We start from the raw sequence: 24,650 nt of genomic DNA on the forward strand, positions 1-24,650 counted from the left end.
TTCGCTGGAATCAGAGGCCCAGGATAGGCCGCAGCTGGGTCAGCATGTCGGTGGCCATGGCCTGCAAGTCGTACTCGAGCTTCCAGCCCCAGTCCGCCACGGCGGCACTGTCGTCGATGCGCTGCGGCCAGCTGGCAGCGATGGCCTGGCGGAAGTCCGGCGCGTAGTCGATCTGGAAGCCCGGCACCTGGCGGGCGATCTCGGCGGCGATCTCGGCCGGGGTGAAGCTGACACCGGCCAGGTTGTAGCTGCCGCGCTGCTTGATGGCTTCGGCCGGCGCTTCCATCAGCTCGATGGTGGCGCGCAAGGCGTCGGGCATGTACATCATGGGCAAGGCCTGACCCTCTTCCAGGAAGCAGGTGTAGCGGCCGGTCTTGAGCGCCGAGTGGAAGATGTCCACAGCGTAGTCGGTGGTGCCGCCGCCCGGGGGCGTCTTGTAGCTGATCAGGCCGGGGTAGCGCAGGCTGCGCACGTCGACACCGTGCTTCTCAAAGTACCACTGGCACCAGCGCTCGCCGGCCAGCTTGGAGATGCCGTAGACCGTGGTCGGGTCCATGACCGTGGTCTGGGGCGTGTCCAGCGCCGGGGTGCTGGGGCCGAAGGCGGCGATCGAGCTGGGCCAAAAAATGCGGTCCAGCTTCTGGGTGCGAGCCAACTCCAGCACATTGAGCAGGCCCTTCATATTCAGGTCCCAGGCCCACATCGGGTGCTTCTCGCCGGTGGCGGACAGCGCGGCGGCCAGTAGATAGATCTGGGTGATGCTGTGGCGCTTGACGACGGCGGCGATGGCGGCGGCGTCGGTGGCGTCCAGCATCTCGTGCGTCAGGGCCGGCACGCGGCCCTCAGGTGCCAGGTCGCTGGTGATGACGTTGTCATTGCCGTGGCGCAGGGCCAGGGCCTGGGCCAACTCGGTGCCGATCTGGCCGTTGGCGCCGATGATGAGGATCTTGGTGGTGCTCATGGGTCTGGATGCAGTTCGGTGGGGCTAGGGCCTGTTCACACTACGTATGCCTGTGCGAGAGGGGCAGAAAGGGCCCCAGGCTAGGCGGACGACGAAGCCCAGGCTGGCCGCCTGGGCGAGGAGTTCAACGACGAATGGGGCCTTTTCTGCCCCTCTCCCGGAGGGTTGCCACACAAATCACCGTGCACGTTGTTGCAAAGCCTCGCCGGGGCGTGACCCCGGCTTCGTCTTACGCCTAGTGCACGACGATTTGTGAGGCAACGCATCAGGCATCCGTAGTGTGAACAGGCCCTAGGGAAAAATCAGGCCTTGATAAGGCCCAGCTCGCGGCCGGCCTGGGCAAAGGCGGCGACGGCGCGCTCCAGTTGCTCACGCTCATGGCCGGCCGAGACCTGCACGCGGATGCGCGCCTGGCCCTTGGGCACCACGGGGAAGAAGAAACCGACGGCGTAGACACCCAGCTCGAGGATGCGGGCGCTGAGCTTTTGTGCCATGACCGCGTCGTAGACCATGATGGGCACGATGGGGTGGGTGCCGGGCTTGATCTCGAAACCGGCGGCCTGGATGGCCTCGCGGAAGTAGGCGGTGTTGGCCTCCAGCTTGTCGCGCAGGGCGGTGGAGGCTTCCAGCAGATCCAGCACGGCGATGGACGCGCCGACGATGCTGGGCGCCACGGTGTTGGAGAAGAGATAGGGGCGCGAGCGCTGGCGCAGCAGCTCGATCACTTCCTTGCGGCCCGAGGTGAAGCCGCCCGAGGCGCCGCCCAGGGCCTTGCCCAGGGTGCCGGTGATGATGTCGATCTTGCCAAACACACCGCGGTACTCATGCGTGCCGCGGCCGGTCTGGCCCAGGAAGCCGCTGGCATGGCATTCGTCGATGCCCAGCAGCGCGCCGTACTGGTCACACAGGGCACGGATCTTGTCCAGCTGGGCGATGGTGCCGTCCATGGAGAACACGCCGTCGGTGAAGACCAGGGTGTGGCGGGCGCCGGCGGCCTTGGCCGCTTCCAGCTGAGCTTGCAGATCGACCAGATCGTTGTGCTTGTAGCGGAAGCGCTTGGCCTTGCACAGGCGGATGCCGTCGATGATGGAGGCGTGGTTCAGCTCGTCGCTGATGATGGCGTCCTGCTCGCCCAGCAGGGGCTCGAACAAGCCGCCGTTGGCATCAAAGGCCGCTGCGTAGAGGATGGTGTCCTCGGTGCCCAGGAATTTGGCCAGGCGCTGTTCCAGGGTCTTGTGCAGGTCTTGTGTGCCGCAGATGAAGCGCACAGAAGACAGGCCGTAGCCGTGGCTGCGCAGGGCTTCATGCGCGGCTTCGATCACAGCCGGGTGCGAGGACAGACCCAGGTAGTTGTTGGCGCAGAGGTTGATGACTTCGCGGCCGTCGTTGGTGTGCACCAGTGAGCCCTGCGGTCCGGTGATGACACGCTCGTTCTTGTAGAGGCCGGCCTCGCGGATGCCCGCAAGTTCATTGCGAATGTGGGCGTAAAAGTCTTCGCTGCTGGCCATGAGGGTCTCCTGGGTGTGGCTTGAAGGTGCGGGCGGATGCTCGCCGAGCTGGGCTTGGTGCACAATCCGCTAAATTGAACGCAGTTCGATATATCGAACTTATGTGCAGTATCTGGGATTTCCTTTTTGGGGTCAAGCGTCATGTCCGTGCCGAGTTTGGATCATCTGGAGCCGCCCAAGGTCGGCGCCACCCTGCAAGCCTTGAGGCAAAGCCAGGGCTTGTCGCTGGATGAACTGTCGCGCCGCGCCGGGGTGAGCAAATCCATGCTGTCCCAGATCGAGCGCAACCAGGCCAACCCCACGGTCGCGGTCGTCTGGCGCCTGGCCAATGCGCTGCGGGTGGAGTTGTCCGAGCTGCTCGGCGGCGAACGCGCCGCGGCGCCGGCCATTGAAACCGTGGCCGCCCATGCCACACCCAGCATGAGCAGCCCCGACGGCCTGTGCCAGCTGCGCATCCTGGGCCCCATCGACCTGGCCGGACAGTTCGAGTGGTACGAACTGACGGTGCAGCCCGGAGGAGCGCTGGAATCCGCCGCCCACGAACCCGGCTCACGCGAGCATTTGAGCTTGCTCAGCGGCAGCTTGCGGGTGGAGGCCGGCGGCAGCAGCCGGACTTTGAATGCAGGTGAAACTGCACGTTATGCGGTAGACGGCCCGCATGCCATTCGCCACCTCGCGGCCGCTGGGGATGCCCAGGCCGAGCCGGCCGTGGCCTTGCTCGTCGTGCTGCACCCCTGATACGCCTCAGCGTGGCTCGGTGTCGAGCAGCTCGGCCAGGCTGACCCGCTCCCAGCCGCTGCCCGACCAGAGCGGCGCCAGCACGGCGCTGCGCACGGCCAGGGTGGCTTGCAGCAAGGCCTTCGCCGGCGTCTGTTCAGGCAGGCACAGCAGCACCAGGCGCTGGGCGCCGGCTTCGTCGAGGCGCCCCAACCAGTTCAGATCGAGCAACTGATCGAGCACAGGCTCCAGCTGCAGCGGGTCCACGCGCAGGCGGCGCGCCAGGCTCAAGCTGGTCAGGCCGCCCTCACCGCGCGCCTGGCTGTCGCGCAACTCACGGAGCACACACAGGCACAGCTCCAGCGTCAGGCCCGGCGCTTCCGGCCGGCGCAGCATGCCGCTGCCCAGGCTCGGCGCATTGGCAGCCAGCAAGGCCCCCAGCAGCACGATCACCCAGCCCAGATACAGCCAGACCAGAAAGATCGGCACCGTCGCGAATGCGCCGTAGAGGGTGGAAAACGTCGGCACCTGCTTGAGATACCAGGCCAGGCCGGCCTTGGCCAGACTGAAGCCGACGGTGACGAAGACGCCGCCGAGCAAGGCATGGCGCCAGCGCACATCGGTGTTGGGCACGTAATGAAAAAGTGCCGCCACGCCAAAGGACAGGAACAGAAACTGCACCATGCTGAAGAGCAGGGACAGGGACACCGGCAAGGTGTTGACCAGCTCATGTCCGGTGGTGATGGCATAGCTGGTCAGGGCCAGGCTGCCGCCGAGCAGCAGCGGGCCCAGGGTCACGGCGGCCCAATAGACCAGCACGCGCTGGGCAATCGGCCGCGGTCGCTGGACGCGCCAGATCTGGTTCAGGGTGCGATCGATGGTCAGCATCAGGGCCAGGGCCGAGAGGCCCAAGGCGATCAGGCCGACAGTGCCGAGCCGGCTGGCCTTGGAGGCAAACTGGGTCAGAGCGGCCAGCACCGGGCGGGCGATGCTGTCCGGAATCAAGCTCTTCAGAAAGTACTTTTCCAGCGCCACCTGGAAGGAAGCGAACATGGGGAAGGCGGTGAACAGGGCCAGCATCACCGTCAGCAGCGGCACCAGGGAAATCAGGGTGGTGAAGGTCAGACTGCCGGCGGTCAGGCCGAGGCGGCCCTCGCGAAAACGCTCGCGCAGGCTGCGCACGGTCAGGCGCCAAGGCCAGTTTTGCAGGGAGATCAGGAATTGGTCGAGGGTCGGCCTCTGGACCAGGGGGTCGGAGCTGGGATTTCGCATGCTGGCTATGATGCCAGCATGTCCCTGCCCCCCTCCTCTCAGGCAAGCGCCAACCCTGCGCCAACGCCCCTTGCCTCGCACCCCGCCCCCCTGAGCCCGGCCGAACAGCGCCGTGCCGAAAGAGCCGCGAAAGCGGCCGCACGAGCCGCCAAGGCAGCCGCCCGAGCTGCGGCTCGCGAAGCCCCGCCACCGCCGCCTACCGCCCGCACCCAAGCCTCCCGGGATGAAGCGCTGTCGCGCAATCTCGCCCTGGGCGGCCTGATCGCCCTCTTCCTGCTGTGCCTGAGCTGGGAGTTGTGGCTGGCCCCGACCGGCCGCGGCACGCTGGCCATCAAGGCCCTGCCCTTGCTGCTGCCCATGGTGGGCTTGTGGCGCTACCGCCTCTACACCTTCCGCTGGCTCAGCCTCTTGGTCTGGCTGTATTTCGCCGAAGGCGCCGTGCGCGCCACCAGCGAGAGCGGCCCGGCCATGTGGCTGGCCACGGCCGAGGTGCTGCTCAGCGTGCTGATCTTTGTGGCCTGCGCCCTGCAAGTGCGCCAGCGCCTGGCGGCCGCCAAGGCGGAACGCAGCTGAACCAGCGTCAGCTTAGCCATGAGCAAGCCCTTGCCTCACGACGAGCTGTTGATCGCCTTGCAGCTGCTGCTGGGTGATGCCGGCCTCTTGCGCGGCGGTGATCTGTCGGCCTATGAACAAGACTGGCGCCGCCGCTATGCCGGCCGCGCCCTGGCCGTGGCGCGGCCGAGCAGCACCGAGCAGGTCGCTGGCGTGGTCAAGCTGTGCGCGGCACATGGCGTGAGCCTGGTGCCTCAAGGCGGCAACACCGGCCTGGTCGGTGGTTCCACGCCCGACGCCAGCGGCAAACAGATTGTGCTGAGCCTGAGCCGCATGAACCGCGTGCGCAGCTTCGACGCTGCCAACCTCACCCTGACCGTGGAAGCTGGCGCCGTCCTGCAGTCCGTGCAAGCGGCCGCAGCGGCTGAGGAGCTGCTCTTCCCCTTGAGCCTTGCGGCCGAGGGCAGCTGCAGCATCGGCGGCAACCTCGCCAGCAATGCCGGTGGCACGCAGGTCCTGCGTTATGGCAATGCCCGCGAACTCTGCCTGGGCCTGGAAGTGGTGACGGCCCAGGGCGAGATCTGGGACGGCCTCTCGGGCCTGCGCAAGGACAACACCGGCTACGACTTGCGCGATCTCTTCATTGGCAGCGAAGGCACGCTGGGCATCATCACGGCGGCCACGCTCAAGCTCTTCCCCAAGCCGGTGGCGCAGATGACCGCCCTGGCTGCCTGCGACAGCCTGGCGCAGGCGGTGCAACTGCTGAGCCTGGCGCGGGCCCGCGCGGGCTCGGGCCTGACCGGCTTTGAAGTGATGAACCAGTTCTCGCTGGGCCTGGTGCGCCAGCATTTCCCGCAGCTGCAGCAGCCCCTGGCGCCATGCCCCTGGACGGTGCTGCTGGAAATTTCGGACAGTGAGAGCGAGGCCCATGCGCGCGGGCTGTTCGAAGGCTTGCTGGAGGCCGCCCTGGAAGGCGGGTTGATCAGCGACGCGGCCGTGGCCGAGAGCCTGCCGCAATCACGGGCACTCTGGCACTTGCGTGAATCTATCCCCTTGGCCCAAGCCGAGGAAGGACTGAACATCAAGCACGACATCGCCCTGCCCGTCTCGGCCATTCCATCTTTTGTCAGGGGCACCGATGCCGCCCTGGCCCAGGCCTACCCCGGCATCCGCATGGTGGACTTCGGCCACCTCGGCGACGGCAATCTGCACTACAACGTGCAAGCGCCCGAGGGCCAGCCCGCCGCCGAGTTTCTGCGCGCGCACGAGAAGGCCATCAACGCCATCGTCTACGACGCGGTCATGGCCCACAGTGGCTCCATCTCGGCCGAGCACGGCATTGGGCAGCTCAAGCGCGAGGAACTGGTCGCCCGCAAGAGCCCAGTCGCGATCGGCTTGATGCGCGCCATCAAACAGGCGCTGGACCCGCAGGGGGTGTTGAATCCGGGGCGCGTGCTCTGAGCCCGTCTTCACGGCTTCGCTTTCCCACCTCCCAAAGAAAAGGCCTCCACCAGGGAGGCCTTTTTTCATCGCTTGAACCGGGGTCAGCTGGACAAACTCAATCGGCACCTTGCGGTAGGGCCGTGCCACGACGCCCCGTCGCCAGTTGGACGAGCTTGAGCACCATGCGGAACACAAAGCGCAGCAGGGTCAGCGTCAGCAAGGCCTCGACAAAGGTCATCACGAACGCAAACAGGCCGTTCCAGCGCTCCATGCGGCGACGGAACTTGGCAATCATGCGGTCGCGGGCGATTTCGATGCTGTCATAGAAGGTCGGGATCACCAGCAGCGTCAGCAAAGTCGAGGTGATGGTGCCGCCGATGATGGCCACAGCCATGGGGCGGTAGAACTCGCTGCCCTCGCCCAGGCCGATGGCCACCGGCAGCATGCCGGCGATCAGAGCCAAGGTGGTCATCAGGATCGGGCGCAGTCGCTTGCGGCCGGCCATCATCAAGGCCTCTTCACGCTCCATGCCTTCACGCTCCAGCTGGCGCGCCGCATCAAGCAAGAGGATGGCGTTCTTGGCCACCAGGCCCATCAGCATGATGACGCCGATGAAGCTCATCAGGTTGAGCGTGCTCTTGCTCATCAAGAGGGCCAGCACCACACCGATCAGGGACAGGGGCAGCGACATCATCACCGGCAGCGGCGCGGTGAAGGAACCGAACTGCATGACCAGCACCAGGTACATCAGGCCGATGCCGGAGAGCAGCGCGATGCCCATCTCGCTGAAGACCTCGTTCTGCTCGCGCGAGTCACCTTCCAGCTCCAGGCTGTAGCCGGGCGGGAAATTGATGGACTTGGCCAGCTTGAGTGCGTCGGCTGTGACTTCGCCGGGCGAGCGCCCCTGCACATTGGCGGCCACGGCGATGGTGCGCTTGCCGTCGGCATGGTTGATCTTGGACGGGCCCTTGCCCATGGTCACGGTGGCGATCTGCTCCAGCGGCACCATGGTGTTGCTGCCGCTGACGGCGATCGGCAGACGCTCGATATTGCCGGCATCGACACGGTCATCGGGATGCAGGCGCACGGCCACATCACGCGTCTCGCCCGAGGGGTCGACCCAGTCGCCGACTTCCACACCGGCAAAGGCCACGCGCAAGGCCTGCGCCGCGTCGTTGACCGAGATGCCCAGGGAGTTGGCGAGGCCGCGGTTCAGCTCGATCTGCAGCTCGTCCTGCGGGTCCTGCTCGGACAGACCCACATCGACCGCGCCCTTGACATTGCGCAGCTTGGCCATGAACTCGTTGGTGATGTCCAGCAGCTTGCGGGAATCGACGCCGGTGAAGCGGATCTGCACCGGCTTGCGGCCACCACCATTGAGGTTGTCCGACACCGCATATTCGGCGCCCACCAAGCGCTTGAGTTTCTCGCGCAGATCGTTGGCCACTTCGTAGGCCGAGCGCTTGCGGTTCTTGGCCTTGCCGATGTCCACATAGATGCGGCCACCATTGACGTTGACATTGCTGTTGGTGGCGACCGTCTCGGGCATCTCGCGCGCCAGCTTGGCCGCCGCTTCCAGCTTGAGCTTGGAATACTCCAGGCTGCTGCTGGCGGGGGTGCGCACTTCCACGGCCACCATGCCGTTGTCGGTGACGGGCAAGAAGCTGGAACCGCCGAACTTGCTTTGCAAGACCAGGGCACCGATCAGGCTGGCCAGCGCGAACGCCGCCATCCATTTGCGGTGGTGCAAGGCCCAGGCGATCACATGGCCATAACGTTCGGTCTGATGGTCAAACCATTCATTGAATCGCACCAGGGCGCGGCCGAGCGCGTTCTTGGGCAATTGGTGATGGTTCGGTGGGTCGCCCCAGTAGGCCGACAACATCGGATCGAGGGTGAAGGAGATGAACAAGCTCACCATCACTGAGGCCACCACGGTCAGCGCGAAGGGCCGGAACCACTCACCCGACACGCCCGGCATGAAGGCCACGGGCACGAAGACCGCGACGATGGCGAAGGTGGTGGCGGCCACGGCAAGACCGATTTCGGCCGTGCCCTGCAGAGCCGCGGTGCGCCGGTCGGAGCCGCGCTCGAGGTGGCGCACGATGTTTTCGCGCACCACGATGGCGTCGTCAATCAGCACGCCGATGGCCAGCGACAGGCCCAGCAAGCTCATGAAGTTGAGCGTGAAGCCGCACAGCCAGACGGCGATGAAGGCCGCGATCACCGAGGTCGGCAAGGACAGCGCCGTGATCAGGGTCGAGCGCCAGGAGTTCAGGAAGACATAGACCACGAAAATGGTCAGGCCGGCACCCAGCACCAGGGACTCGATGACGTTGTTCAGGCTGTTCTGCGCGTCCTTGCCGCCGTCCTGGGTCACTTCCAGCTTGGCGCCTTCGGGCAAGGTTTTGTTGATCTCATCGACCAGGCTGCGGATCTTGTTGGCCGTGGTGACGGTGGAGGCGTCGCGCGAGCGCGTGACGGCCAGACCCACATTGGGGTTGCCATTGCGCAGGCTCTGGCGGGTCAGTTCGCCATAACCGTCTTCGATGCTGGCGACTTGGGACAGACGCACGAGCTCAGTGCCACGGCGCTTGACCACGATCTGCTGGAACTCGGCCGGAGACTCCAGACGGCCGAGCAGACGGATGCTCTGGTCTTCCAGAGTGCCGCGCACCTTGCCCACGGGAGCCGTGCCGTTCTGGTTGCGCAGCGCCGCCACCACCTCGGTCACGGAGACATTGTTCTCGCGCAGCTTCTCGGCATGGAGCAGCACGCTGAGCTCGCGCTTGAGCGCGCCGTTGACGAAAACCACGGCCACGCCGGGCACGGCACGGAACTTGTCGGCCAGCTGGTCCTCGGCAATGCGCGAGATCTCGGCATGGCTGTGTTTGCTGCTGGACAGGGCCAGCTGCATGATGGGCTCGGCGGCGGGGTCTTCCCGCTCCAGCACCGGCTCGCGGATCTCGGTCGGCAGCTTGTAGCGCACCGTGCCGATGGCGTTGCGGACCTCATCCGAGGCCTCGATCATGTTTTTGTTGAAGTTGAAGATCAGCACGATCTGGGCAAAGCCCTCGGCCGCCGTGGCGCGCACACGCTGCACGCCCGAGATGCTTTGCAGCGACTTCTCGATGCGGTTCACCACCTCGCGCTCCACCGTCTCCGGCGAGGCGCCCGGGTAGGCGATGGACACCACCAGCACCGGCTCTTGCACATCGGGGATCTGGTTGACGCGCAGCTTCTTCAGGGCCAGCAGGCCCATGCACATCAGCGCAATGATGATGACGATCGTGGCGATCGGCTTCTTGATGCTGAAATCGGAAAGAAACATGACTTACTTCCCTGCGCTGGCTTGGGCAATGCCCGAGGCCGCTGGCGCGGCGGCCACGGCGATCTCCACCTTCTGTCCGTCCACCAGATTGGAGCCGGGGCTGCGCAAGACCTGCTCGCCAACGGCGAGGCCGCTGCGGACCACGAACTCGCCGCGTCGCGCGTCGCGATCGCCCAACTCGATGGCCACCTTCTTGAGCACGCCGCCCTTGACCCGCCAGGCATGGACCACGTCACCCGAGCGTTGCAGCGAGGCCTCGGGCAGCATCAGGGTGCTGACGCTGCCGGACTCAACCCGGCCCTCGGCATAGAGCCCAGCCACCTGCGGCGCCTTGCCGGGCGCAAAGTCGACCAGCACTTCAAGCTGGCGGGTGGTGGCATTGGCGGCCGCATCGACGCGACGCACCTTGCCGCTGAACTCGCCGTTGGCAAATCCATTGACACGGAAGTTGACCGTCTGGCCGGGCTTGAGCTCTTGCATACGGTCGGCCGACACCAGGCCCTCAAAACGCATGCTGCGCGGGTCCATCACCTTGACCAGCTCCTTGCCGACTTGCGCGGTGTCACCGGCCGAGACCTTGCGCTCGCTGACGACGCCGTCGAAGGGCGCCCGCACCTCGGTGCGATGCAACTGCTGGCGGGCCTGAACCAGGCGGGCCTTGGCCGCGACCAGGTCGTTCTGGGCATTGTTGCGGCGCAGTTCCGAGTCCTCCAGCGCCTGCAGCGAGCTCATGCCCTGGGCCTGCAAGGTCTTGAGCCGTTGCATCTGGCGTTCGGCCTGTTCAAAGGACTGCGCCGACACGCGCGCCGCCTCTTCCGCCGAGGCCAGGGAGTCGCGGATCGAGGTGTCATCCAGACGCACCAACAGGTCACCACGGCGCACGCTCTCGCCGTTCTCCTTGAGCACTTGCAAGACCACGGCCGAGACCTCGGCACGCAAATCGGCACGCTTCTCAGGTTGGATGGAGCCGGTGATGACGGGGCCGAAAGCATAGGAGGCCAGGCTCATGGTGCGCAAGTCTTCCGGCGCGACCAGCAAGGCGGCGACCGCCGCGCTGGCGGCCTTGTCCGGCGCAGCGGCACCTGCGGCGCCCTCGCGCTTGCCGCAGGCGGTGAGGACCATGGCGGCACTCAGCAGCAAACTCAGAGAAACGGAAGGGGCAAGGCGGGACGAACGCGTCATCGGATCAGCTCCGGTTGGGAGGGGCGGAAAAATGGGCCAGGCACAGCATGACAAGCGGGCGGGCAAAGGCCACGCAGCTTAAGTGAGGGGCGTCTCTGGGGCCAGAGGTCATGGAGCCATTTGATGCTTCGGACTTACCCTTAAGGTGCGCCACAAATGGTCGCCAGCCCTCAGTGGAGCGGGTCGTTCAAGCCAGGGATGTCGGGCAGTGGCAGCACGGAGATGCCCTCCTCCAGCAAAGCCTCGCTCTCCGCGCGGCTGGCCTGGCCGCGAATGCTGCGCGCCTCGGTCTCGCCGTAGTGGATGCGGCGCGCTTCTTCGGCAAAGCGGTCGCCGACGTTCTCGCTCTTGGATGCCATCTGGCGCAGCGCTTGGAACATCTGGGCCTGCAGTGCCTGATGAGCGGAGCTGGGGTCAGGTCTTGCCACCACATCGCTGTGCCTCACATCCCGGCCTGCTTGATCGGCCAGGGGCTGCTCGCGCAGCGCTTGCTCGTTCGGCGCAGAGGCAGCGCTTGCACCGGTGGCACTGTCGCGGCGCAGATGGGAGAGATTGAGACGGGGTGCACTGGGCAGACGCCGAATCTGAGCATTCCCGCACACCGGGCAGGCGATCAATCCCCCCGCCTGCTGGCTTTCGAAGTCGGACGCGGAACCGAACCAGGCTTCGAAGCCATGGTCACAAGCACAAGAGAGATTCAGAACAAGCATGGCCGATGGTACGCGCTGGGCAACGCCCATCGCCGGGGTCCGGTTTCAAGCGGCCGCAGCCTGCCATGGCAAGGCCCAATCGCCGGCACGCCAGCGCTGCAACCAGAGCAGGCCGATCAAGGTCTTGGCATCGGTGATTCGACCGTCGCCGCACATGGCATCGAGCTCGTCCAGAGGCAAGGACAGCAGCTCGATGAACTCGCCTTCGTCGAGCTGGCGTGTGCCAGCACGCAGGCCACGGGCAAAGAAGATCTCGATGCCTTCGTCCGAGTAGGCGATGGCATTGTGCAGGACCCCGGCATGGGCCCATTCGCTGGCGTGATAGCCCGTTTCTTCGAGCAACTCACGCTGCGCGCAGCGCAAAGGCGCCTCGCCAGCGTCGAGCTTGCCGGCCGGGAACTCGAGCATGACCCGACCCATCGGGAAACGGAATTGGCGCTCGAGCAGCAAGCGCCCATCGTCCAGCAGGGGCACGATCATCACCGCACCGGGATGGCGGATGTACTCGCGGCTGGCCTGCCCACCATCGGGCAGGCGCACGATGTCGCGCTGGATCTGCAGGAAAATGCCGGCGAAGACGAGCTCGGAAGACAGGCTGTCTTCGCGCAAATGGGCGTCGCCGCCCGCGATGCCGGCCTCAGGACTCATGGCGATGGCGGCGCAGATAGCACCAGACAAAGCCGGGGAAGCCTAGGGTGACAAACAGACAGAAGCCGGCCGCATAGAACTCCCAGCCCTGGGGCTGGCGCTGCCCCAGCCGGGATTCGAGCAGAAAGCCGAGCCCGAGAGTCAGCAGCGCCATCAGCACCAATTCCAGCAGGCGCCAGGCCACCGGCTTGGGGTTGCGACGCGGACCGACCAGCAAGATACGCTTGCTGATGTAAGGCAGATTGGCGGCCAGCACAGCCGCCAGCAAGACCAGCCAGACGGCTGCACTCTGATCCATGGAATCGAACCGCTCGCCGGATCAGGTCGCCAAGGTCTTGACGATGGCCGTCGCGCACCAGGCCATCAAGCCGCCCGGCAGCAGACCGAAGATCAGCACAGCGGCGCCGTTCAAGGACAACACCAGGCGCACATCTGCCGGTGCAGCCAAGGGGGCGCGGTCGCTGGGCTCGTCGAAGAACATGACCTTGACCACACGCAGGTAGTAGAACGCACCGATCAGGGACACCACGACCGCAGCAATGGCCAAGCCGAGATAGAACGGAACATTGGTCGACACCAGGGCCTGCAGCACCGACAGCTTGGCATAGAAGCCCGCCGTGGGCGGCACGCCTGCCAGCGAGAACATGAAGATCGCCATCACGGCCGCGAACCAGGGGCTGCGCTTGGCCAAGCCAGCCAAATCCTTGATCTCTTCGGCTTCATGCCCGGCACGCGACAGCAGCAAGATCATGCCGAAGCTGCCCAAGGTGGTCAGCACGTAAGTCACGGCATAGAACATGGCCGAGCTGTAGGCATTGGCGGCGGACAAGGTGTTGTTGTTGACCACACCCGAAGCCAGGCCCAGCAGCATGAAGCCCATCTGCGCGATGGTCGAGTAGGCCAGCATGCGCTTCAGATTGCTCTGTGCGATAGCCGCCAGATTGCCCACCAGCAGGGACATCACGGACAGAACGATCAGCATCTGCTGCCAGTCAACCGCCAGGCCAATCATGCCTTCCACCAGCAAACGCACGGTGATGGCAAAAGCGGCCAGCTTGGGCGCAGCACCGATCAGCAAGGTGACGGCGGTCGGCGAACCTTGGTAAACATCGGGAACCCACATATGGAAGGGTGCGGCACCGAGCTTGAACGCCAAGCCGGCCACCACAAACACCACGCCGAACACCAGCACCGATTTGTTGGGCACGCCGGTCGAGATGACTTCGAAGACACGGGGAATGCTCAGCGAGCCGGTGGCGCCATACATCATGGACAGGCCATAGAGCAGGAAGCCGCTGGCCAAGGCGCCGAGCACAAAGTACTTCATCGCCGCTTCGGTCGACACTGCATGATCACGGCGCAGGGCTACCAGGGCGTAGAGCGACAAGCTCATCAGCTCGAGGCCCAGGTAGATGACCAGGAAGTTGTTGGCCGAGAGCATGACGAACACGCCCAGCAGCGAGAACAGGCTCAGGGTGAAGAGCTCACCCTTGAGCATTTCGCGCGAAGCCGCGTAGGGGCGTGCATAGACCAGCACGACGATGGTGGCGATGCTGGCAAAGAAGCCCAGCAAGTGACCCATGGGGTCGGAGACCACCATGCCCTGCATGGCGTACAGGGTCTGGCCTTCGCTGAAGGCGCTGAAGTGCGCGCAGGCCACAGCGACCAGGGTCAGTTGTGTCAGCCAGTAGGTCGGGCGACGCGCCGGGTCCTTGACGTACAGGTCCGCCAGAGCCACCACGCAGGCCATGGCCAGCAAAATGATTTCGGGATAAACCGCGAGCCAGTTCATATTGTTCATGTCTTGTTGGCCCTAAGAATCAACCGGGGATCAGCTTGGACGTTGCCACATGCTTGAGCAACTCAGCCACCGACACCTGCATCACATCGGTGAAGGGCTTGGGGTACACGCCCATCCACAGCACGGCGATGGCCAGCACCGCCAGCATCAGGAACTCACGGGCGTTGATGTCCTTGAGATTGCGCACATCGTCGTTGGTGACGGCACCGAAGTAGACGCGCTTGTACATCCACAAGGTGTAAGCCGCGCCAAAGATCAGGGCCGTGGCGGCAATGGCGCCGAGCCAGAAGTCGTAGCGCACGGTGCCCAGGATCACCATCCACTCACCCACGAAACCTGCAGTGGCAGGCAGACCGCAATTGGCCATGGCGAAGAACAGGGCGAAAGCCGCGAACTTGGGCATGGTGTTGACCACGCCGCCGTAGCTGGCGATCTCACGCGAATGGACACGGTCGTAAAGCACGCCGATGGACAGGAACATCGCACCCGACACAAAACCGTGCGAGATCATCTGCACCAGACCGCCCTGCACGCCCAGGTCGTTGAAGATGAAGAAACCAAGGGTCACGAAACCCATGTGGGCGATGGACGAGTAGGCCACCAGCTTCTTCATGTCCTGCTGAACCAGGGCCACCAAGCCGATGTAAACCACGCCAATCAGAGACATGGCGATGATCAACCAGGACCACTGATGGGCGGCATCCGGCACGATGGGCAAGGAGAAGCGCAGGAAGCCGTAGCAACCCAGCTTCAGCATGATGGCAGCCAGCACCACCGAACCGCCGGTAGGCGCTTCCACGTGGGCATCGGGCAGCCAGGTGTGCACCGGCCACATCGGCACCTTGACCGAGAAGGCCGCCAGGAAGGCAAAGAACAGCAAGGTTTGCGTGCCACCGGCCAGGGGCAGTTTGTGCCAGGTCAGGATGTCGAAGCTGCCACCGGACTGGAAGTACAGATAGAGCAGCGCGATCAGCATCAAGAGCGAACCGGCCAGGGTGTAGAGGAAGAACTTGAAGGCCGCGTACACGCGACGCGGGCCGCCCCAGACGCCTATGATGATGTACATCGGGATCAGCGTGGCCTCGAAGAACACGTAGAACAGCATGCCGTCGAGGGACGAAAACACGCCAATCATCAGGCCCGACAGGATCAGGAAGGCGCCCATGTACTGGTTGACGCGCGTTTCGATCACTTCCCACGCCGCCAGCACCACGATGACGGTGATGAAGGCCGTCAGCGGCACGAACCACATGGAGATGCCGTCCAGTCCCAGGTGATAGCGGATGTTGAAACGCTCGATCCAGGGCTGGTTCTCGACGAACTGCATGGCAGCCGTGCTGTTGTCGAAACCGCTGATCAGCGGCAGCGTCACGGCAAAGCAGGCCAGCGCGGCCAGCAAGGCCAGCCAGCGCACGGTTTTCGCCTGGTCGTCACGGCCCAGGGCAAGCAGCACGGCGCCGCAGGCGATGGGCAGAAAAATGGCAAGACTTAGCAACATTGTTGTTCTCCGCCCTCAATCACAGACCGGTCAAGGTCTTGAGTTGGGGCCACATATAGGGCCACAGCTGCCAGGTCATCAGACCGATCACGCCCAGGATCATCACCAGCGCATACCAGTACAAGTGACCGGTTTGGACGCGACGCACCAGACCAGCGATACCGCCGACCGCATGCGCCGAACCGTTGATCAGCACACCGTCAATCAAGGCGCCGTCACCGGCCTTCCAGAACACCAGACCCAGGCCGCGCGCAGCCTTGGCCAGGATGTTCTCGTTGATCCAGTCCATGAAGTACTTGTTCTCCATGACCACGATCAGCGGGCGCAGCACGCGGCCCAAGGTCGCCGGCACGGCCGGCCAGACCATATAGAACAGATAGGCAGTCACCACACCGCCAAGAGCCAGCCAGAAAGGCAGCGTCTGCAGGCCATGCACAGCCATGGCGGCGGCGTCGTGGAACTCATGACCCAGTTCCGTCATCGCATGGTGAGCTTGGTGGTTGATGAAGATGGCGTCTTTGAAGAAATCGCCATGCAACATCGGCTTGATGGTGAAGTAACCGATCAGCACCGAGGGCACCGCCAACAGAGCCAATGGCAGGGTCACGACCCAGGGCGACTCATGCGGCACATGAGGCTCATGGTGACCGTGGTCGTCATGGTGATCATGCTCGCCCGGGAAGGGCTTGTGACGGAAGTTCTCCTTGCCATGGAAGACCAGGAAATACATGCGGAAGGAATAGAAGGCCGTGACAAACACACCGATGATCACGGCGTAGTAGGCCCACTGCGCCGCCGGCAGATGGCTGGCGTGCACCGCTTCGATGATGGAATCCTTGGAGTAGAAGCCCGAGAAGAACGGTGTACCGATCAGGGCCAGCGAACCCAGCAAGGAAGTAATCCAGGTGACCTTCATGTACTTGCGCAGGCCGCCCATATTGCGGATGTCCTGGTCGTGGTGCATGCCGATGATGACCGAGCCGGCGCCGAGGAACAGTAAGGCCTTGAAGAAGGCGTGGGTCATCAGGTGGAACACCGCCACCGAGTAGGCCGAGGCGCCGAGGGCCACGGTCATGTAACCGAGTTGCGACAGGGTCGAGTAGGCGACCACGCGCTTGATGTCGTTCTGAATGATGCCCAGGAAGCCCATGAACAGCGCCGTGATGGCACCGATCACCAGGATGAAGTTCAGCGCGGTGTCCGAGAGCTCGAACAGCGGGCTCATGCGGGCGACCATGAAGATGCCGGCCGTCACCATGGTGGCGGCGTGGATCAGCGCGGAGATTGGGGTCGGGCCTTCCATCGAGTCCGGCAGCCACACGTGCAGCGGGAACTGGGCCGACTTGCCCATGGCACCGATGAACAAGCAGATGCAAGCCACGCTGAGCATCATCCAGTCAGAGCCCCAGAGCGGCGCATTGAACTTGATCTGAGCCAACTGATCGGCCTTGGCGAAGGTCTCGGCGTAGTTCAGGGAACCACCGTAAGCCACCAGCAGGCCGATGCCCAGGATGAAACCGAAGTCACCGACGCGGTTGACCAGGAAGGCCTTCATGTTTGCGAAGATCGCAGTCGGCTTGGTGTACCAGAAACCGATTAGCAGGTAAGACACGAGCCCCACCGCTTCCCAACCGAAGAACAGCTGCAGCATGTTGTTGCTCATGACGAGCATCAACATCGAGAAGGTGAACAGCGAGATGTAGCTGAAGAAGCGCTGGTAGCCCGGGTCTTCTTCCATATAGCCAATGGTGTAGATGTGCACCATCAGCGACACAAAGGTCACCACGCACATCATCATGGCGGTCAGGCCATCGACCAGGAAGCCGACTTCCATCTTCAGGCCGCCGACCACCATCCATTCATAAATGGTCTGGTTGAAACGCGCACCGTCATTGATGACGGACTCCAGCGTCATCGCCGACAGGATGAAAGCGATCAGCACCCCGAGGATGGTGACCGTGTGGGCGCCCTTGCGGCCCACTTGCTTGCCGAACAGGCCGGCCACGACAGCGCCGACCAGCGGTGCCAGCGGCACCGCCAGCAAGAGGTTCTGAGAGAGTTGTGCAGACATTGTTCTTCAGCCCTTCAGCGCGTCGAGCTCTTCGACATTGATGGACGCCCGGTTGCGGAACAGCACGACCAGAATGGCCAAGCCAATGGCCGACTCGGCGGCCGCCACGGTCAGGATGAAGAACACGAACACCTGGCCAGCCATATCGCCCAGATAGTGCGAAAAGGCCACGAAGTTCAGATTCACCGCCAGCAGCATCAGCTCGATCGCCATCAGCAGCACGATCAGGTTTTTGCGATTCAGGAAGATGCCCACCACCGAGATGGCGAACAAGATCGCCCCCAAGGTCAGGAAATGGCCCAAGGTCAAGCTCATCATGCTTTGGCTCCTGTGTCGGCAGCGGCGGCGTCTGCAGGCGCAGCGGCGGGCAGTTCCACCGTGGGCGCCATCTTGACGATGCGCAGACGGTCGGCCTTCTTGACCTTGACCTGCTCGGAAGCATCCTGGCTGCGGGAATCCTTGCGGCGGCGCAGGGTCAGCGCGATGGCGGCAATGATGGCCACCAGCAGCAAGACAGCCGCAATCTGCAAGGGATAGAGGTACTGTGTGTAGATCGCAATGCCCAGCAGCTTGGTATTGCCCAGCTGCATGGCGGCCGGCGACAACTCAGGCGCATCGGTCAAGCGGAAGCCACCCATCAAGATGGCCGCCATCTCCAGCGCGATCAGCGCGCCGACCAGGCCGGCCATGGGCATGTGCTTCCAGAAACCCTCGCGCACGTGGTCTGAGTTGATGTCCAGCATCATCACCACGAACAGGAACAGCACCATCACAGCGCCGATGTAGACCAGCACCAAGGTGATGGCCAGGAATTCCGCCTTCAGCAGCATCCAGATGCACGAAGCATTGAAGAAAGCCAGGATCAGGAACAGGGCCGAGTGCACGGTGCTGCGCGCCGTGATCACACGGAACGAGGCTCCCAGCAGCACGGCCGAAAAGATGTAGAACAGAGCAGTGGTGATTTCCATAGCGTTCCAGCAATACGTAACTCTCTAACCTGAGTCGTCCGCCGGGCCGCCTTGAAGCAAGTTCAGGACGAATCGGGCAGATGATGCGGCGGTTACGACCGCCGTTCATCTGCGTCCCCCAGGGGGACCGGCCGAGTACTCTCGGACGAGGGGTCAACGGTACTTTGCGTCGGCCTCCTTCTGGGCTGCGATCTCGGGTTCATAGCGATCACCCACAGCCAGGAGCATGTCCTTGGTGAAGTAGAGGTCGCCGCGCTTTTCGCCGTGGTACTCGAAAATGCTGGTCTCCACGATCGAGTCGACCGGGCAGCTCTCTTCGCAGAAGCCGCAGAAGATGCACTTGGTCAGGTCGATGTCATAACGCGTGGTTCGGCGGGAGCCGTCATCGCGCACATCAGACTCGATGGTGATGGCCATCGCCGGGCAAACGGCTTCGCACAGCTTGCAAGCAATGCAGCGCTCTTCGCCGTTTTCATATCGGCGCAGGGCATGCAAGCCGCGGAAGCGCGGCGACAGCGGAGTTTTCTCTTCCGGAAACTGCACGGTGATCGTGCGTGAGAGGAAATGGCGGCCGGTCAGGGCCAAGCCCTTGAACAGCTCGATGAGCATGAAGCTCTTGACGAAGTTCACTGCAGACATGGGAGGACCTCAGCTCACTTCCAGATGTTGTACGGCGACTGGATCCAGAGGCCGACGACGACCAACCAGACCAGGGTCACAGGAATGAAGATCTTCCAGCCCAGACGCATGATCTGGTCATAACGGAAGCGCGGGAAGCTGGCACGAACCCAGAGGAACATGGTGACGACGCAGAAGGTCTTCAGACCCAGCCAGATCCAACCCGGGATGAAGTCCAGCGCAGCCACTGGCGCAAGCCAGCCACCGAGGAACAAGATCACCGTCAGGATCGAGACCAGCCACATATTGGCGTACTCGGCCAGGAAGAACATGGCGAAGGACATGCCCGAGTACTCGACCATATGGCCGGCCACGATCTCCGACTCGCCTTCCACCACGTCAAAGGGGTGGCGGTTGGTTTCGGCCAGGCCGGAGATGAAGTAAACGCCGAAGATGGGCAGCAGAGGCAGCCAGTTCCAGGACAGCAAGCTCAGACCCATATCGGCGAACTGACCACGGCCCTGGCTGAGCACGATCTCGCTCATATTCAGGCTGCCGGTCACCATCAGCACGATCACCAGGGCAAAGCCCATGGGGATCTCATAACTGACCATCTGAGCCGAAGCACGCAGTGCACCCAGGAAGGCGTACTTGGAGTTCGAAGCCCAGCCGGCAATGATCACGCCGTAAACCTCGAGCGAGGTGATGGCCATCAGGAACAGCAGGCCGGCATTGATATTGGCAAGCGCCACATCGGGGCCGAAGGGGATCACCACCCAGGCCGCCAAGGCCGGCATGATGGTCATGATCGGGCCCAGGAAGAACAGACCCTTGTTGGCCGCCGTCGGGACGATGATTTCCTTGAAGATCAGCTTGACCGCATCGGCGATGGGGGTCAGCAGACCGTAAGGGCCGACACGGTTCGGACCCGGACGGATCTGAGTCCAGCCGATGGCCTTGCGTTCCCACAAGGTCAGGTAAGCCACGCAAATCATCAGCGGAGCGACCAGCACGATGATCTTGATCAGATTCCAGACCACGGGCCAGGCACCGCCCAGCAGGCTGGCGCCAGTTTGGTAGAGGGTGTCAATCATTGCTGTTCTCGCCTCACACCTTGGACACGTTCAGCGAACCGAAGGCCGCGCCCAGGGCCGCAGTTTCCGGGAGCCCGACGGGCACACGCACCAGATTCGCAGGAAGCTTGGCGTCGAGCTGGGCCGGCAGTTGCACGGTCCCGGATCCGTCCTGGCTGATGCGCACCGAAGCGCCCTCGCCCAGACCAAGCTGATCCCACAGGGCCTGCGGCAAGCGAGCCACCGCGGCCTGACGTGCGTCGGTGGTCAGCTGCAGCGAAGTCGAATTGCGAACCAGGGCGTCGGTGGCATAGATCGGCACTTCGGCCAAGCGCTCCAGGCCACCGGCGCTGGCTTGCAGCTGCACCGCCGCATTGCCGGCATTGCTCAGGCGGCTGCTCAGGTCAGCGTCCACACCCAGGGCTTCGTTGCGCACCTGCTCGGAACTCTCCTGACCGAAGCCATCCAGAGCCAGCAGATTGCCCAAGACGCGCAGGATCTTCCAGCCCGGGCGGGTTTCGCCCAAAGCCTTGGCCACACCGACGAAGCTCTGCAGGCGGCCTTCTGCATTGACGAAAGAGCCCGAGGTCTCGGTGAAGGGCGAGGTCGGCAAGATCACGTCCGCGTATTCGATGCCGGTCTTGAAGGGGCTCAGCACCACCACCATGTCGGCGGCTGCCAGGCTCTTCGCCGCGGCAGCGGCATTGGCGCTGTCGAGCACCGGATCGTTGTTCAGCAGCAGGACCGCCTTCAAAGGAGCAGCAGCGGCCTGTGCACCCAGCATCTGGGCGGCATTCAGACCGTTGCCTTGCGGCACAGCGCCAACCAACTGCGCACCCACGGTGTTCGCAGCTTCGGTCAGGTAGCCGACTTGAGCACCCACTTGAGCACCGATCCAGTTGGCCAGGCTCAGCAGAGCCGCGGCTTGCGGATGCTGCGCAGCGGCATTGCCCAACAGGATGGCCTTGCGCTCGCCGCTCAGCAAGGACTCGGCGATGGCTGTCGCTGCGGCGTCGGCTTCTGCGTTGACCGGGGCGCTGACGCCCTTGGCTTGCGCGACGGCTTGAGCAACCGCGGCCAGCGACTGCAACCAAGCGCTCGGCGCCACCGTGATTCGGCCAGCGACCGGCAGCAGCCAGTCATCTTCGCTGCCGTGGATCACATGGATTTGGGCGCCATGACGGGCGGCCTGACGCAGACGCTGCGCGAACAAAGGGTGGTCCTTGCGCAGGAAGCTGCCCACAACCAGGGCACGGTCCAGCTCGCTCATGGCGGCAATCGAGCCACCAAGCCAATGCGCCTTGCCGGCCTCGGCCGTGTTGCTGAAATCAGCGTGGCGGAGACGGTGGTCGATGTTCTCGCTGCCCAGACCGCGGATCAGCTTGGCCAGCAAGTGCAGCTCTTCCACCGTACTGTGAGCCGAACCCAGGGCACCGATGGCCGCCGGGCCATGTTCGGCCTTGACCAGCTTGAGGCCGTTGGCCACGTACTCGAGTGCCGTGGTCCAGTCGACGGTCTTCCAGGCACCGCCTTGCTTGATCATGGGCTGGCTGATGCGCTGATCGCTATTCAGAGCCTCGTAGGAGAAGCGGTCACGGTCGGCAATCCAGCATTCGTTGACGGCTTCGTTCTCCAAGGGAACAACGCGCATCACCTGGTTGTTCTTGACCTGGATGATCAGGTTGGCACCGGTCGAATCATGCGGGCTGACACTCTTGCGGCGCGACAGCTCCCAGGTGCGGGCGCTGTAGCGGAAGGGCTTGCTGGTCAGGGCGCCGACCGGGCAGATGTCGATCATATTGCCCGACAGTTCCGAGTCCACCGAGCGGCCGACAAAGGTCTGGATCTCGGCATGCTCGCCGCGGTGCGCCATGCCCAGTTCCATCACGCCAGCGATTTCCTGGCCGAAGCGCACGCAGCGGGTGCAATGGATGCAGCGGCTCATTTCCTGCATGGAAATCAGCGGGCCGACGTTCTTCTGGAAGACGACGCGCTTTTCTTCCGTGTAGCGCGATTTGCCGGAACCGTAGCCGACAGCCAGATCTTGCAACTGGCACTCGCCGCCCTGATCGCAGATCGGGCAATCGAGCGGGTGGTTGATCAGCAGGAACTCCATCACGCCCTGTTGGGCCTTCAGGGCCTTGTCGCTCTTGGTGCGGACGATCATGCCCTGGGTCACCGGCGTGGCGCAGGCGGGCATGGGCTTGGGCGCCTTCTCCACATCCACCAAGCACATGCGGCAGTTGGCGGCGATGGAGAGCTTCTTGTGATAGCAGAAATGCGGGATGTAGGTGCCGGCCTTTTCGGCAGCATGCATGACCATGCTGCCTTCCAAGACCTCTACCTTCTGGCCGTCGAGTTCGATTTCAATCATGTCGTGTCCTGTCCTGCCTCAGACCGAGGCCGGCACCAGAGCCGTTTTGTGTTCGATCAGATGAACGAACTCGTTTTTGAAATTCTTGATCATGGCGCGCACTGGCATGGCCGCTGCATCGCCGAGCGCGCAGATGGTGCGGCCCTGGATGTTGTCGGCCACCGAGTTCAGCAGGTCGATGTCTTCGGGCTTGCCCTGGCCGTTGGCGATGCGCTCGACCACGCGGTGCATCCAGCCCGTGCCTTCGCGGCAAGGCGTGCACTGGCCGCAAGACTCGTGGGCATAGAAGTAAGACAAACGCAGCAGACTCTTGACCATGCAACGGCTGTCGTCCATGACGATGACGGCGCCCGAGCCCAGCATGGAGCCGGCCTTGGCGATGGAGTCATAGTCCATGGTGCAGTTCATCATGACCTCGGCGGTCAGCACCGGCGAGGACGAGCCACCAGGAATCACGGCCTTGAGCGTGCGACCTTGGCGAACGCCACCGGCCAGTTCCAGCAGCTTGGAGAACGGCGTGCCCAACGGGATCTCGTAATTGCCCGGGCGCTCCACATCACCCGAAACCGAGAAGATCTTGGTGCCGCCGTTATTGGGCTTGCCGATTTCCAGATAGGGCTGGCCGCCGTTGCGGATGATCCAGGGGACGGCCGCAAAGGTCTCGGTGTTGTTGATGGTGGTCGGGCGGCCGTAAAGGCCGAAGCTGGCCGGGAACGGCGGCTTGAAACGCGGCTGGCCCTTCTTGCCTTCCAGCGATTCGAGCAGCGCAGTTTCTTCGCCGCAGATGTAGGCGCCGAAACCGTGGAATGCATGCAGCTGGAAGCTGAAGTCGGAGCCCAGGATGTTGTCACCCAGGAAACCGGCCGCGCGGGCTTCTTCCAGGGCCGCTTCGAAGCGCTCGTAGACCTCGAAGATCTCGCCGTGGATGTAGTTGTAGCCGGTCTTGATGCCCATGGCGAAGGCGGCGATGGCCATGCCTTCGATCACGATGTGCGGGTTGAACATCAGGATGTCACGATCCTTGCATGTACCCGGCTCACCCTCGTCCGAATTGCAGACCAGGTACTTGGCGCCCGGGAACTGGCGCGGCATGAAGCTCCACTTCAGGCCAGTAGGAAAACCAGCGCCGCCACGACCGCGCAGGCCAGAAGCCTTGACCTCGGCAATGACTTGATCTTGGGTCAGCGGCGTGCCTTCAGGAGCGCCCTCGCCTTTCAGGATCTTGCGCAGCGCGGCATAACCACCACGTGCGACGTAGTCCTTCAGGCTCCAGTTCTTGCCGTCCAGACCGTCATAGATCTGAGCGCCGATGTGGCGGTCGTGGAAACAGGTCTCGACGCCCTGACTCTGAAACTTGGATAGATCCAGCATGCTTCTTCCCGTTCCTCAGTTCTTGGCCGCAGCGGCTTCGGCCGCGGCGTGGGCCTTGAGCACGTCGACCAGCTCATCAAGGCGCTGGTGGCTCATGAAGCTGCACATCTGACGGTCGTTGACCAGCATGACCGGCGAATCGGCACAGGCGCCCAGGCACTCGCTCTTCTGAACGGTGAACAGGCCATCGGCCGTGGTGCCACCCTCTTCCACGCCAAGCTTCTCGCACAGGTGCTTGAGCGCCTTCTGGCCGTCGCGCAGCTGGCAAGGCAGATTGGTGCAGACGTTCAACTTGAACTGACCCAGCTTGCGCTGGTTGTACATGTTGTAGAAGGTCGTCACTTCGTAGACGGCGATCGCCGGCATGCCCAGGTAGGCGGCGATCGCGTCTTCGCTGGCGCGTGAGACGTAACCGATCTCGTCTTGCACGATGGACAGACAGGCCATCACAGCCGACTGCTTCTGGTCCGCCGGGTACTTGGCCACTTCACGTGCAAAGCGGGCCGCAGTGGCCTCGCTCAGCACATAGGATTCGTTGTTCGTTGTCATCGT

21 protein-coding genes are annotated in these 24,650 nt (G+C 63.7%); 3 read left to right on the forward strand and 18 right to left on the reverse strand.

Annotated elements, in window-relative coordinates:
* Positions 1 to 10 precede the first annotated feature (10 nt).
* Complete coding sequence (locus tag LNV23_RS13560) at positions 11 to 961, reverse strand: NAD-dependent epimerase/dehydratase family protein (RefSeq protein ID WP_263563458.1); 951 nt, start codon at positions 959 to 961, stop codon at positions 11 to 13.
* Between the two features lie 302 nt (positions 962 to 1,263).
* A complete protein-coding gene (gene kbl, locus LNV23_RS13565; RefSeq protein ID WP_263563459.1) occupies positions 1,264 to 2,469 on the reverse strand; it encodes a glycine C-acetyltransferase in 1,206 nt (401 codons plus the stop codon).
* Positions 2,470 to 2,610: 141 nt separating this feature from the next.
* Here kbl and LNV23_RS13570 point away from each other — a divergent pair, with 141 nt between their 5' ends.
* Entirely contained in the window at positions 2,611 to 3,207 is a 597-nt protein-coding gene (locus LNV23_RS13570) for a helix-turn-helix domain-containing protein (RefSeq protein WP_263563460.1), read from the forward strand.
* Between the two features lie 6 nt (positions 3,208 to 3,213).
* On the opposite strand, the gene LNV23_RS13575 is transcribed toward LNV23_RS13570, so the two are convergent.
* Complete coding sequence (locus tag LNV23_RS13575; protein ID WP_263563461.1) at positions 3,214 to 4,458, reverse strand: YihY family inner membrane protein; 1,245 nt, start codon at positions 4,456 to 4,458, stop codon at positions 3,214 to 3,216.
* Between the two features lie 18 nt (positions 4,459 to 4,476).
* Here LNV23_RS13575 and LNV23_RS23980 point away from each other — a divergent pair, with 18 nt between their 5' ends.
* Complete coding sequence (locus tag LNV23_RS23980) at positions 4,477 to 5,031, forward strand: DUF2069 domain-containing protein (RefSeq protein ID WP_318023235.1); 555 nt, start codon at positions 4,477 to 4,479, stop codon at positions 5,029 to 5,031.
* 18 nt (positions 5,032 to 5,049) lie between these two features.
* Positions 5,050 to 6,471 (forward strand): FAD-binding oxidoreductase, encoded by a 1,422-nt coding sequence (locus tag LNV23_RS13585; protein WP_263563462.1) that lies wholly within the window; start codon positions 5,050 to 5,052, stop codon positions 6,469 to 6,471.
* A gap of 97 nt (positions 6,472 to 6,568) precedes the next feature.
* On the opposite strand, the gene LNV23_RS13590 is transcribed toward LNV23_RS13585, so the two are convergent.
* The 15 genes from LNV23_RS13590 to LNV23_RS13660 all read right to left on the reverse strand — a co-directional run bounded on the left by LNV23_RS13590 (position 6,569) and on the right by LNV23_RS13660 (position 24,647).
* Positions 6,569 to 9,784: an efflux RND transporter permease subunit gene (locus tag LNV23_RS13590; protein WP_263563463.1), complete on the reverse strand. Its 3,216-nt coding sequence runs from the start codon at positions 9,782 to 9,784 to the stop codon at positions 6,569 to 6,571.
* Between the two features lie 3 nt (positions 9,785 to 9,787).
* Positions 9,788 to 10,966, reverse strand: a complete 1,179-nt coding sequence (locus LNV23_RS13595) for an efflux RND transporter periplasmic adaptor subunit (RefSeq protein WP_263563464.1) — start codon at positions 10,964 to 10,966, stop codon at positions 9,788 to 9,790.
* A gap of 170 nt (positions 10,967 to 11,136) precedes the next feature.
* Positions 11,137 to 11,676: a DUF1178 family protein gene (locus LNV23_RS13600; protein ID WP_263563465.1), complete on the reverse strand. Its 540-nt coding sequence runs from the start codon at positions 11,674 to 11,676 to the stop codon at positions 11,137 to 11,139.
* 45 nt (positions 11,677 to 11,721) lie between these two features.
* Positions 11,722 to 12,354 (reverse strand): NUDIX domain-containing protein, encoded by a 633-nt coding sequence (locus LNV23_RS13605; RefSeq protein ID WP_411910579.1) that lies wholly within the window; start codon positions 12,352 to 12,354, stop codon positions 11,722 to 11,724.
* Positions 12,314 to 12,622 carry a DUF2818 family protein gene (locus LNV23_RS13610; RefSeq protein WP_263563467.1) on the reverse strand — a complete coding sequence of 103 codons (309 nt, stop codon included), beginning with the start codon at positions 12,620 to 12,622 and terminating at the stop codon, positions 12,314 to 12,316. Before LNV23_RS13610 ends, LNV23_RS13605 begins: the two co-directional genes overlap by 41 nt.
* Positions 12,623 to 12,643: 21 nt before the next feature.
* A complete protein-coding gene (gene nuoN / locus LNV23_RS13615) occupies positions 12,644 to 14,125 on the reverse strand; it encodes an NADH-quinone oxidoreductase subunit NuoN (RefSeq protein WP_263563468.1) in 1,482 nt (493 codons plus the stop codon).
* A gap of 19 nt (positions 14,126 to 14,144) precedes the next feature.
* Positions 14,145 to 15,623, reverse strand: a complete 1,479-nt coding sequence (locus LNV23_RS13620) for an NADH-quinone oxidoreductase subunit M (RefSeq protein WP_263563469.1) — start codon at positions 15,621 to 15,623, stop codon at positions 14,145 to 14,147.
* A 19-nt stretch (positions 15,624 to 15,642) separates the two neighbouring features.
* The gene (gene nuoL, locus LNV23_RS13625; protein WP_263563470.1) at positions 15,643 to 17,694 is read right to left on the reverse strand and encodes an NADH-quinone oxidoreductase subunit L; all 2,052 of its coding nucleotides are present in this window, start codon (positions 17,692 to 17,694) and stop codon (positions 15,643 to 15,645) included.
* 6 nt (positions 17,695 to 17,700) lie between these two features.
* Positions 17,701 to 18,009 carry an NADH-quinone oxidoreductase subunit NuoK gene (nuoK, locus tag LNV23_RS13630; RefSeq protein ID WP_102770459.1) on the reverse strand — a complete coding sequence of 103 codons (309 nt, stop codon included), beginning with the start codon at positions 18,007 to 18,009 and terminating at the stop codon, positions 17,701 to 17,703.
* Complete coding sequence (locus tag LNV23_RS13635; RefSeq protein WP_263517308.1) at positions 18,009 to 18,662, reverse strand: NADH-quinone oxidoreductase subunit J; 654 nt, start codon at positions 18,660 to 18,662, stop codon at positions 18,009 to 18,011. The genes nuoK and LNV23_RS13635 overlap by 1 nt, the downstream gene beginning before the upstream one ends.
* Before the next feature lie 153 nt (positions 18,663 to 18,815).
* Positions 18,816 to 19,301, reverse strand: a complete 486-nt coding sequence (nuoI, locus tag LNV23_RS13640; RefSeq protein WP_263517309.1) for an NADH-quinone oxidoreductase subunit NuoI — start codon at positions 19,299 to 19,301, stop codon at positions 18,816 to 18,818.
* Between the two features lie 14 nt (positions 19,302 to 19,315).
* Positions 19,316 to 20,374: an NADH-quinone oxidoreductase subunit NuoH gene (gene nuoH, locus LNV23_RS13645; RefSeq protein WP_263517310.1), complete on the reverse strand. Its 1,059-nt coding sequence runs from the start codon at positions 20,372 to 20,374 to the stop codon at positions 19,316 to 19,318.
* A 13-nt stretch (positions 20,375 to 20,387) separates the two neighbouring features.
* Entirely contained in the window at positions 20,388 to 22,727 is a 2,340-nt protein-coding gene (nuoG, locus tag LNV23_RS13650; RefSeq protein WP_263563471.1) for an NADH-quinone oxidoreductase subunit NuoG, read from the reverse strand.
* Positions 22,728 to 22,745: 18 nt separating this feature from the next.
* On the reverse strand, positions 22,746 to 24,098 hold the full coding sequence (gene nuoF, locus LNV23_RS13655) for an NADH-quinone oxidoreductase subunit NuoF (RefSeq protein ID WP_263563472.1): 1,353 nt from the start codon (positions 24,096 to 24,098) through the stop codon (positions 22,746 to 22,748).
* Between the two features lie 15 nt (positions 24,099 to 24,113).
* Positions 24,114 to 24,647, reverse strand: coding sequence for an NADH-quinone oxidoreductase subunit NuoE family protein (locus tag LNV23_RS13660; protein WP_263563473.1), 534 nt, complete (start codon positions 24,645 to 24,647; stop codon positions 24,114 to 24,116).
* Between the last annotated feature and the right edge of the window lie 3 nt (positions 24,648 to 24,650).

It is taken from the genome of Kinneretia sp. DJ1R-11 (genome assembly GCF_025717595.1).
GTDB lineage: Bacteria > Pseudomonadota > Gammaproteobacteria > Burkholderiales > Burkholderiaceae_C > Paucibacter_A.

Bases quoted from the DNA above. Each gene is read 5' to 3' on its own strand.
- LNV23_RS13560 (WP_263563458.1), bottom strand. From the start codon at position 961: ATGAGCACCACCAAGATCCTCATCATCGGCGCCAACGGCCAGATCGGC.
- kbl (WP_263563459.1), bottom strand. From the start codon at position 2,469: ATGGCCAGCAGCGAAGACTTTTACGCCCACATTCGCAATGAACTTGCG.
- LNV23_RS13570 (WP_263563460.1), top strand. From the start codon at position 2,611: ATGTCCGTGCCGAGTTTGGATCATCTGGAGCCGCCCAAGGTCGGCGCC.
- LNV23_RS13575 (WP_263563461.1), bottom strand. From the start codon at position 4,458: ATGCGAAATCCCAGCTCCGACCCCCTGGTCCAGAGGCCGACCCTCGAC.
- LNV23_RS23980 (WP_318023235.1), top strand. From the start codon at position 4,477: ATGTCCCTGCCCCCCTCCTCTCAGGCAAGCGCCAACCCTGCGCCAACG.
- LNV23_RS13585 (WP_263563462.1), top strand. From the start codon at position 5,050: ATGAGCAAGCCCTTGCCTCACGACGAGCTGTTGATCGCCTTGCAGCTG.
- LNV23_RS13590 (WP_263563463.1), bottom strand. From the start codon at position 9,784: ATGTTTCTTTCCGATTTCAGCATCAAGAAGCCGATCGCCACGATCGTC.
- LNV23_RS13595 (WP_263563464.1), bottom strand. From the start codon at position 10,966: ATGACGCGTTCGTCCCGCCTTGCCCCTTCCGTTTCTCTGAGTTTGCTG.
- LNV23_RS13600 (WP_263563465.1), bottom strand. From the start codon at position 11,676: ATGCTTGTTCTGAATCTCTCTTGTGCTTGTGACCATGGCTTCGAAGCC.
- LNV23_RS13610 (WP_263563467.1), bottom strand. From the start codon at position 12,622: ATGGATCAGAGTGCAGCCGTCTGGCTGGTCTTGCTGGCGGCTGTGCTG.
- nuoN (WP_263563468.1), bottom strand. From the start codon at position 14,125: ATGAACAATATGAACTGGCTCGCGGTTTATCCCGAAATCATTTTGCTG.
- LNV23_RS13620 (WP_263563469.1), bottom strand. From the start codon at position 15,623: ATGTTGCTAAGTCTTGCCATTTTTCTGCCCATCGCCTGCGGCGCCGTG.
- nuoL (WP_263563470.1), bottom strand. From the start codon at position 17,694: ATGTCTGCACAACTCTCTCAGAACCTCTTGCTGGCGGTGCCGCTGGCA.
- nuoK (WP_102770459.1), bottom strand. From the start codon at position 18,009: ATGAGCTTGACCTTGGGCCATTTCCTGACCTTGGGGGCGATCTTGTTC.
- LNV23_RS13635 (WP_263517308.1), bottom strand. From the start codon at position 18,662: ATGGAAATCACCACTGCTCTGTTCTACATCTTTTCGGCCGTGCTGCTG.
- nuoI (WP_263517309.1), bottom strand. From the start codon at position 19,301: ATGTCTGCAGTGAACTTCGTCAAGAGCTTCATGCTCATCGAGCTGTTC.
- nuoH (WP_263517310.1), bottom strand. From the start codon at position 20,374: ATGATTGACACCCTCTACCAAACTGGCGCCAGCCTGCTGGGCGGTGCC.
- nuoG (WP_263563471.1), bottom strand. From the start codon at position 22,727: ATGATTGAAATCGAACTCGACGGCCAGAAGGTAGAGGTCTTGGAAGGC.
- nuoF (WP_263563472.1), bottom strand. From the start codon at position 24,098: ATGCTGGATCTATCCAAGTTTCAGAGTCAGGGCGTCGAGACCTGTTTC.
- LNV23_RS13660 (WP_263563473.1), bottom strand. From the start codon at position 24,647: ATGACAACGAACAACGAATCCTATGTGCTGAGCGAGGCCACTGCGGCC.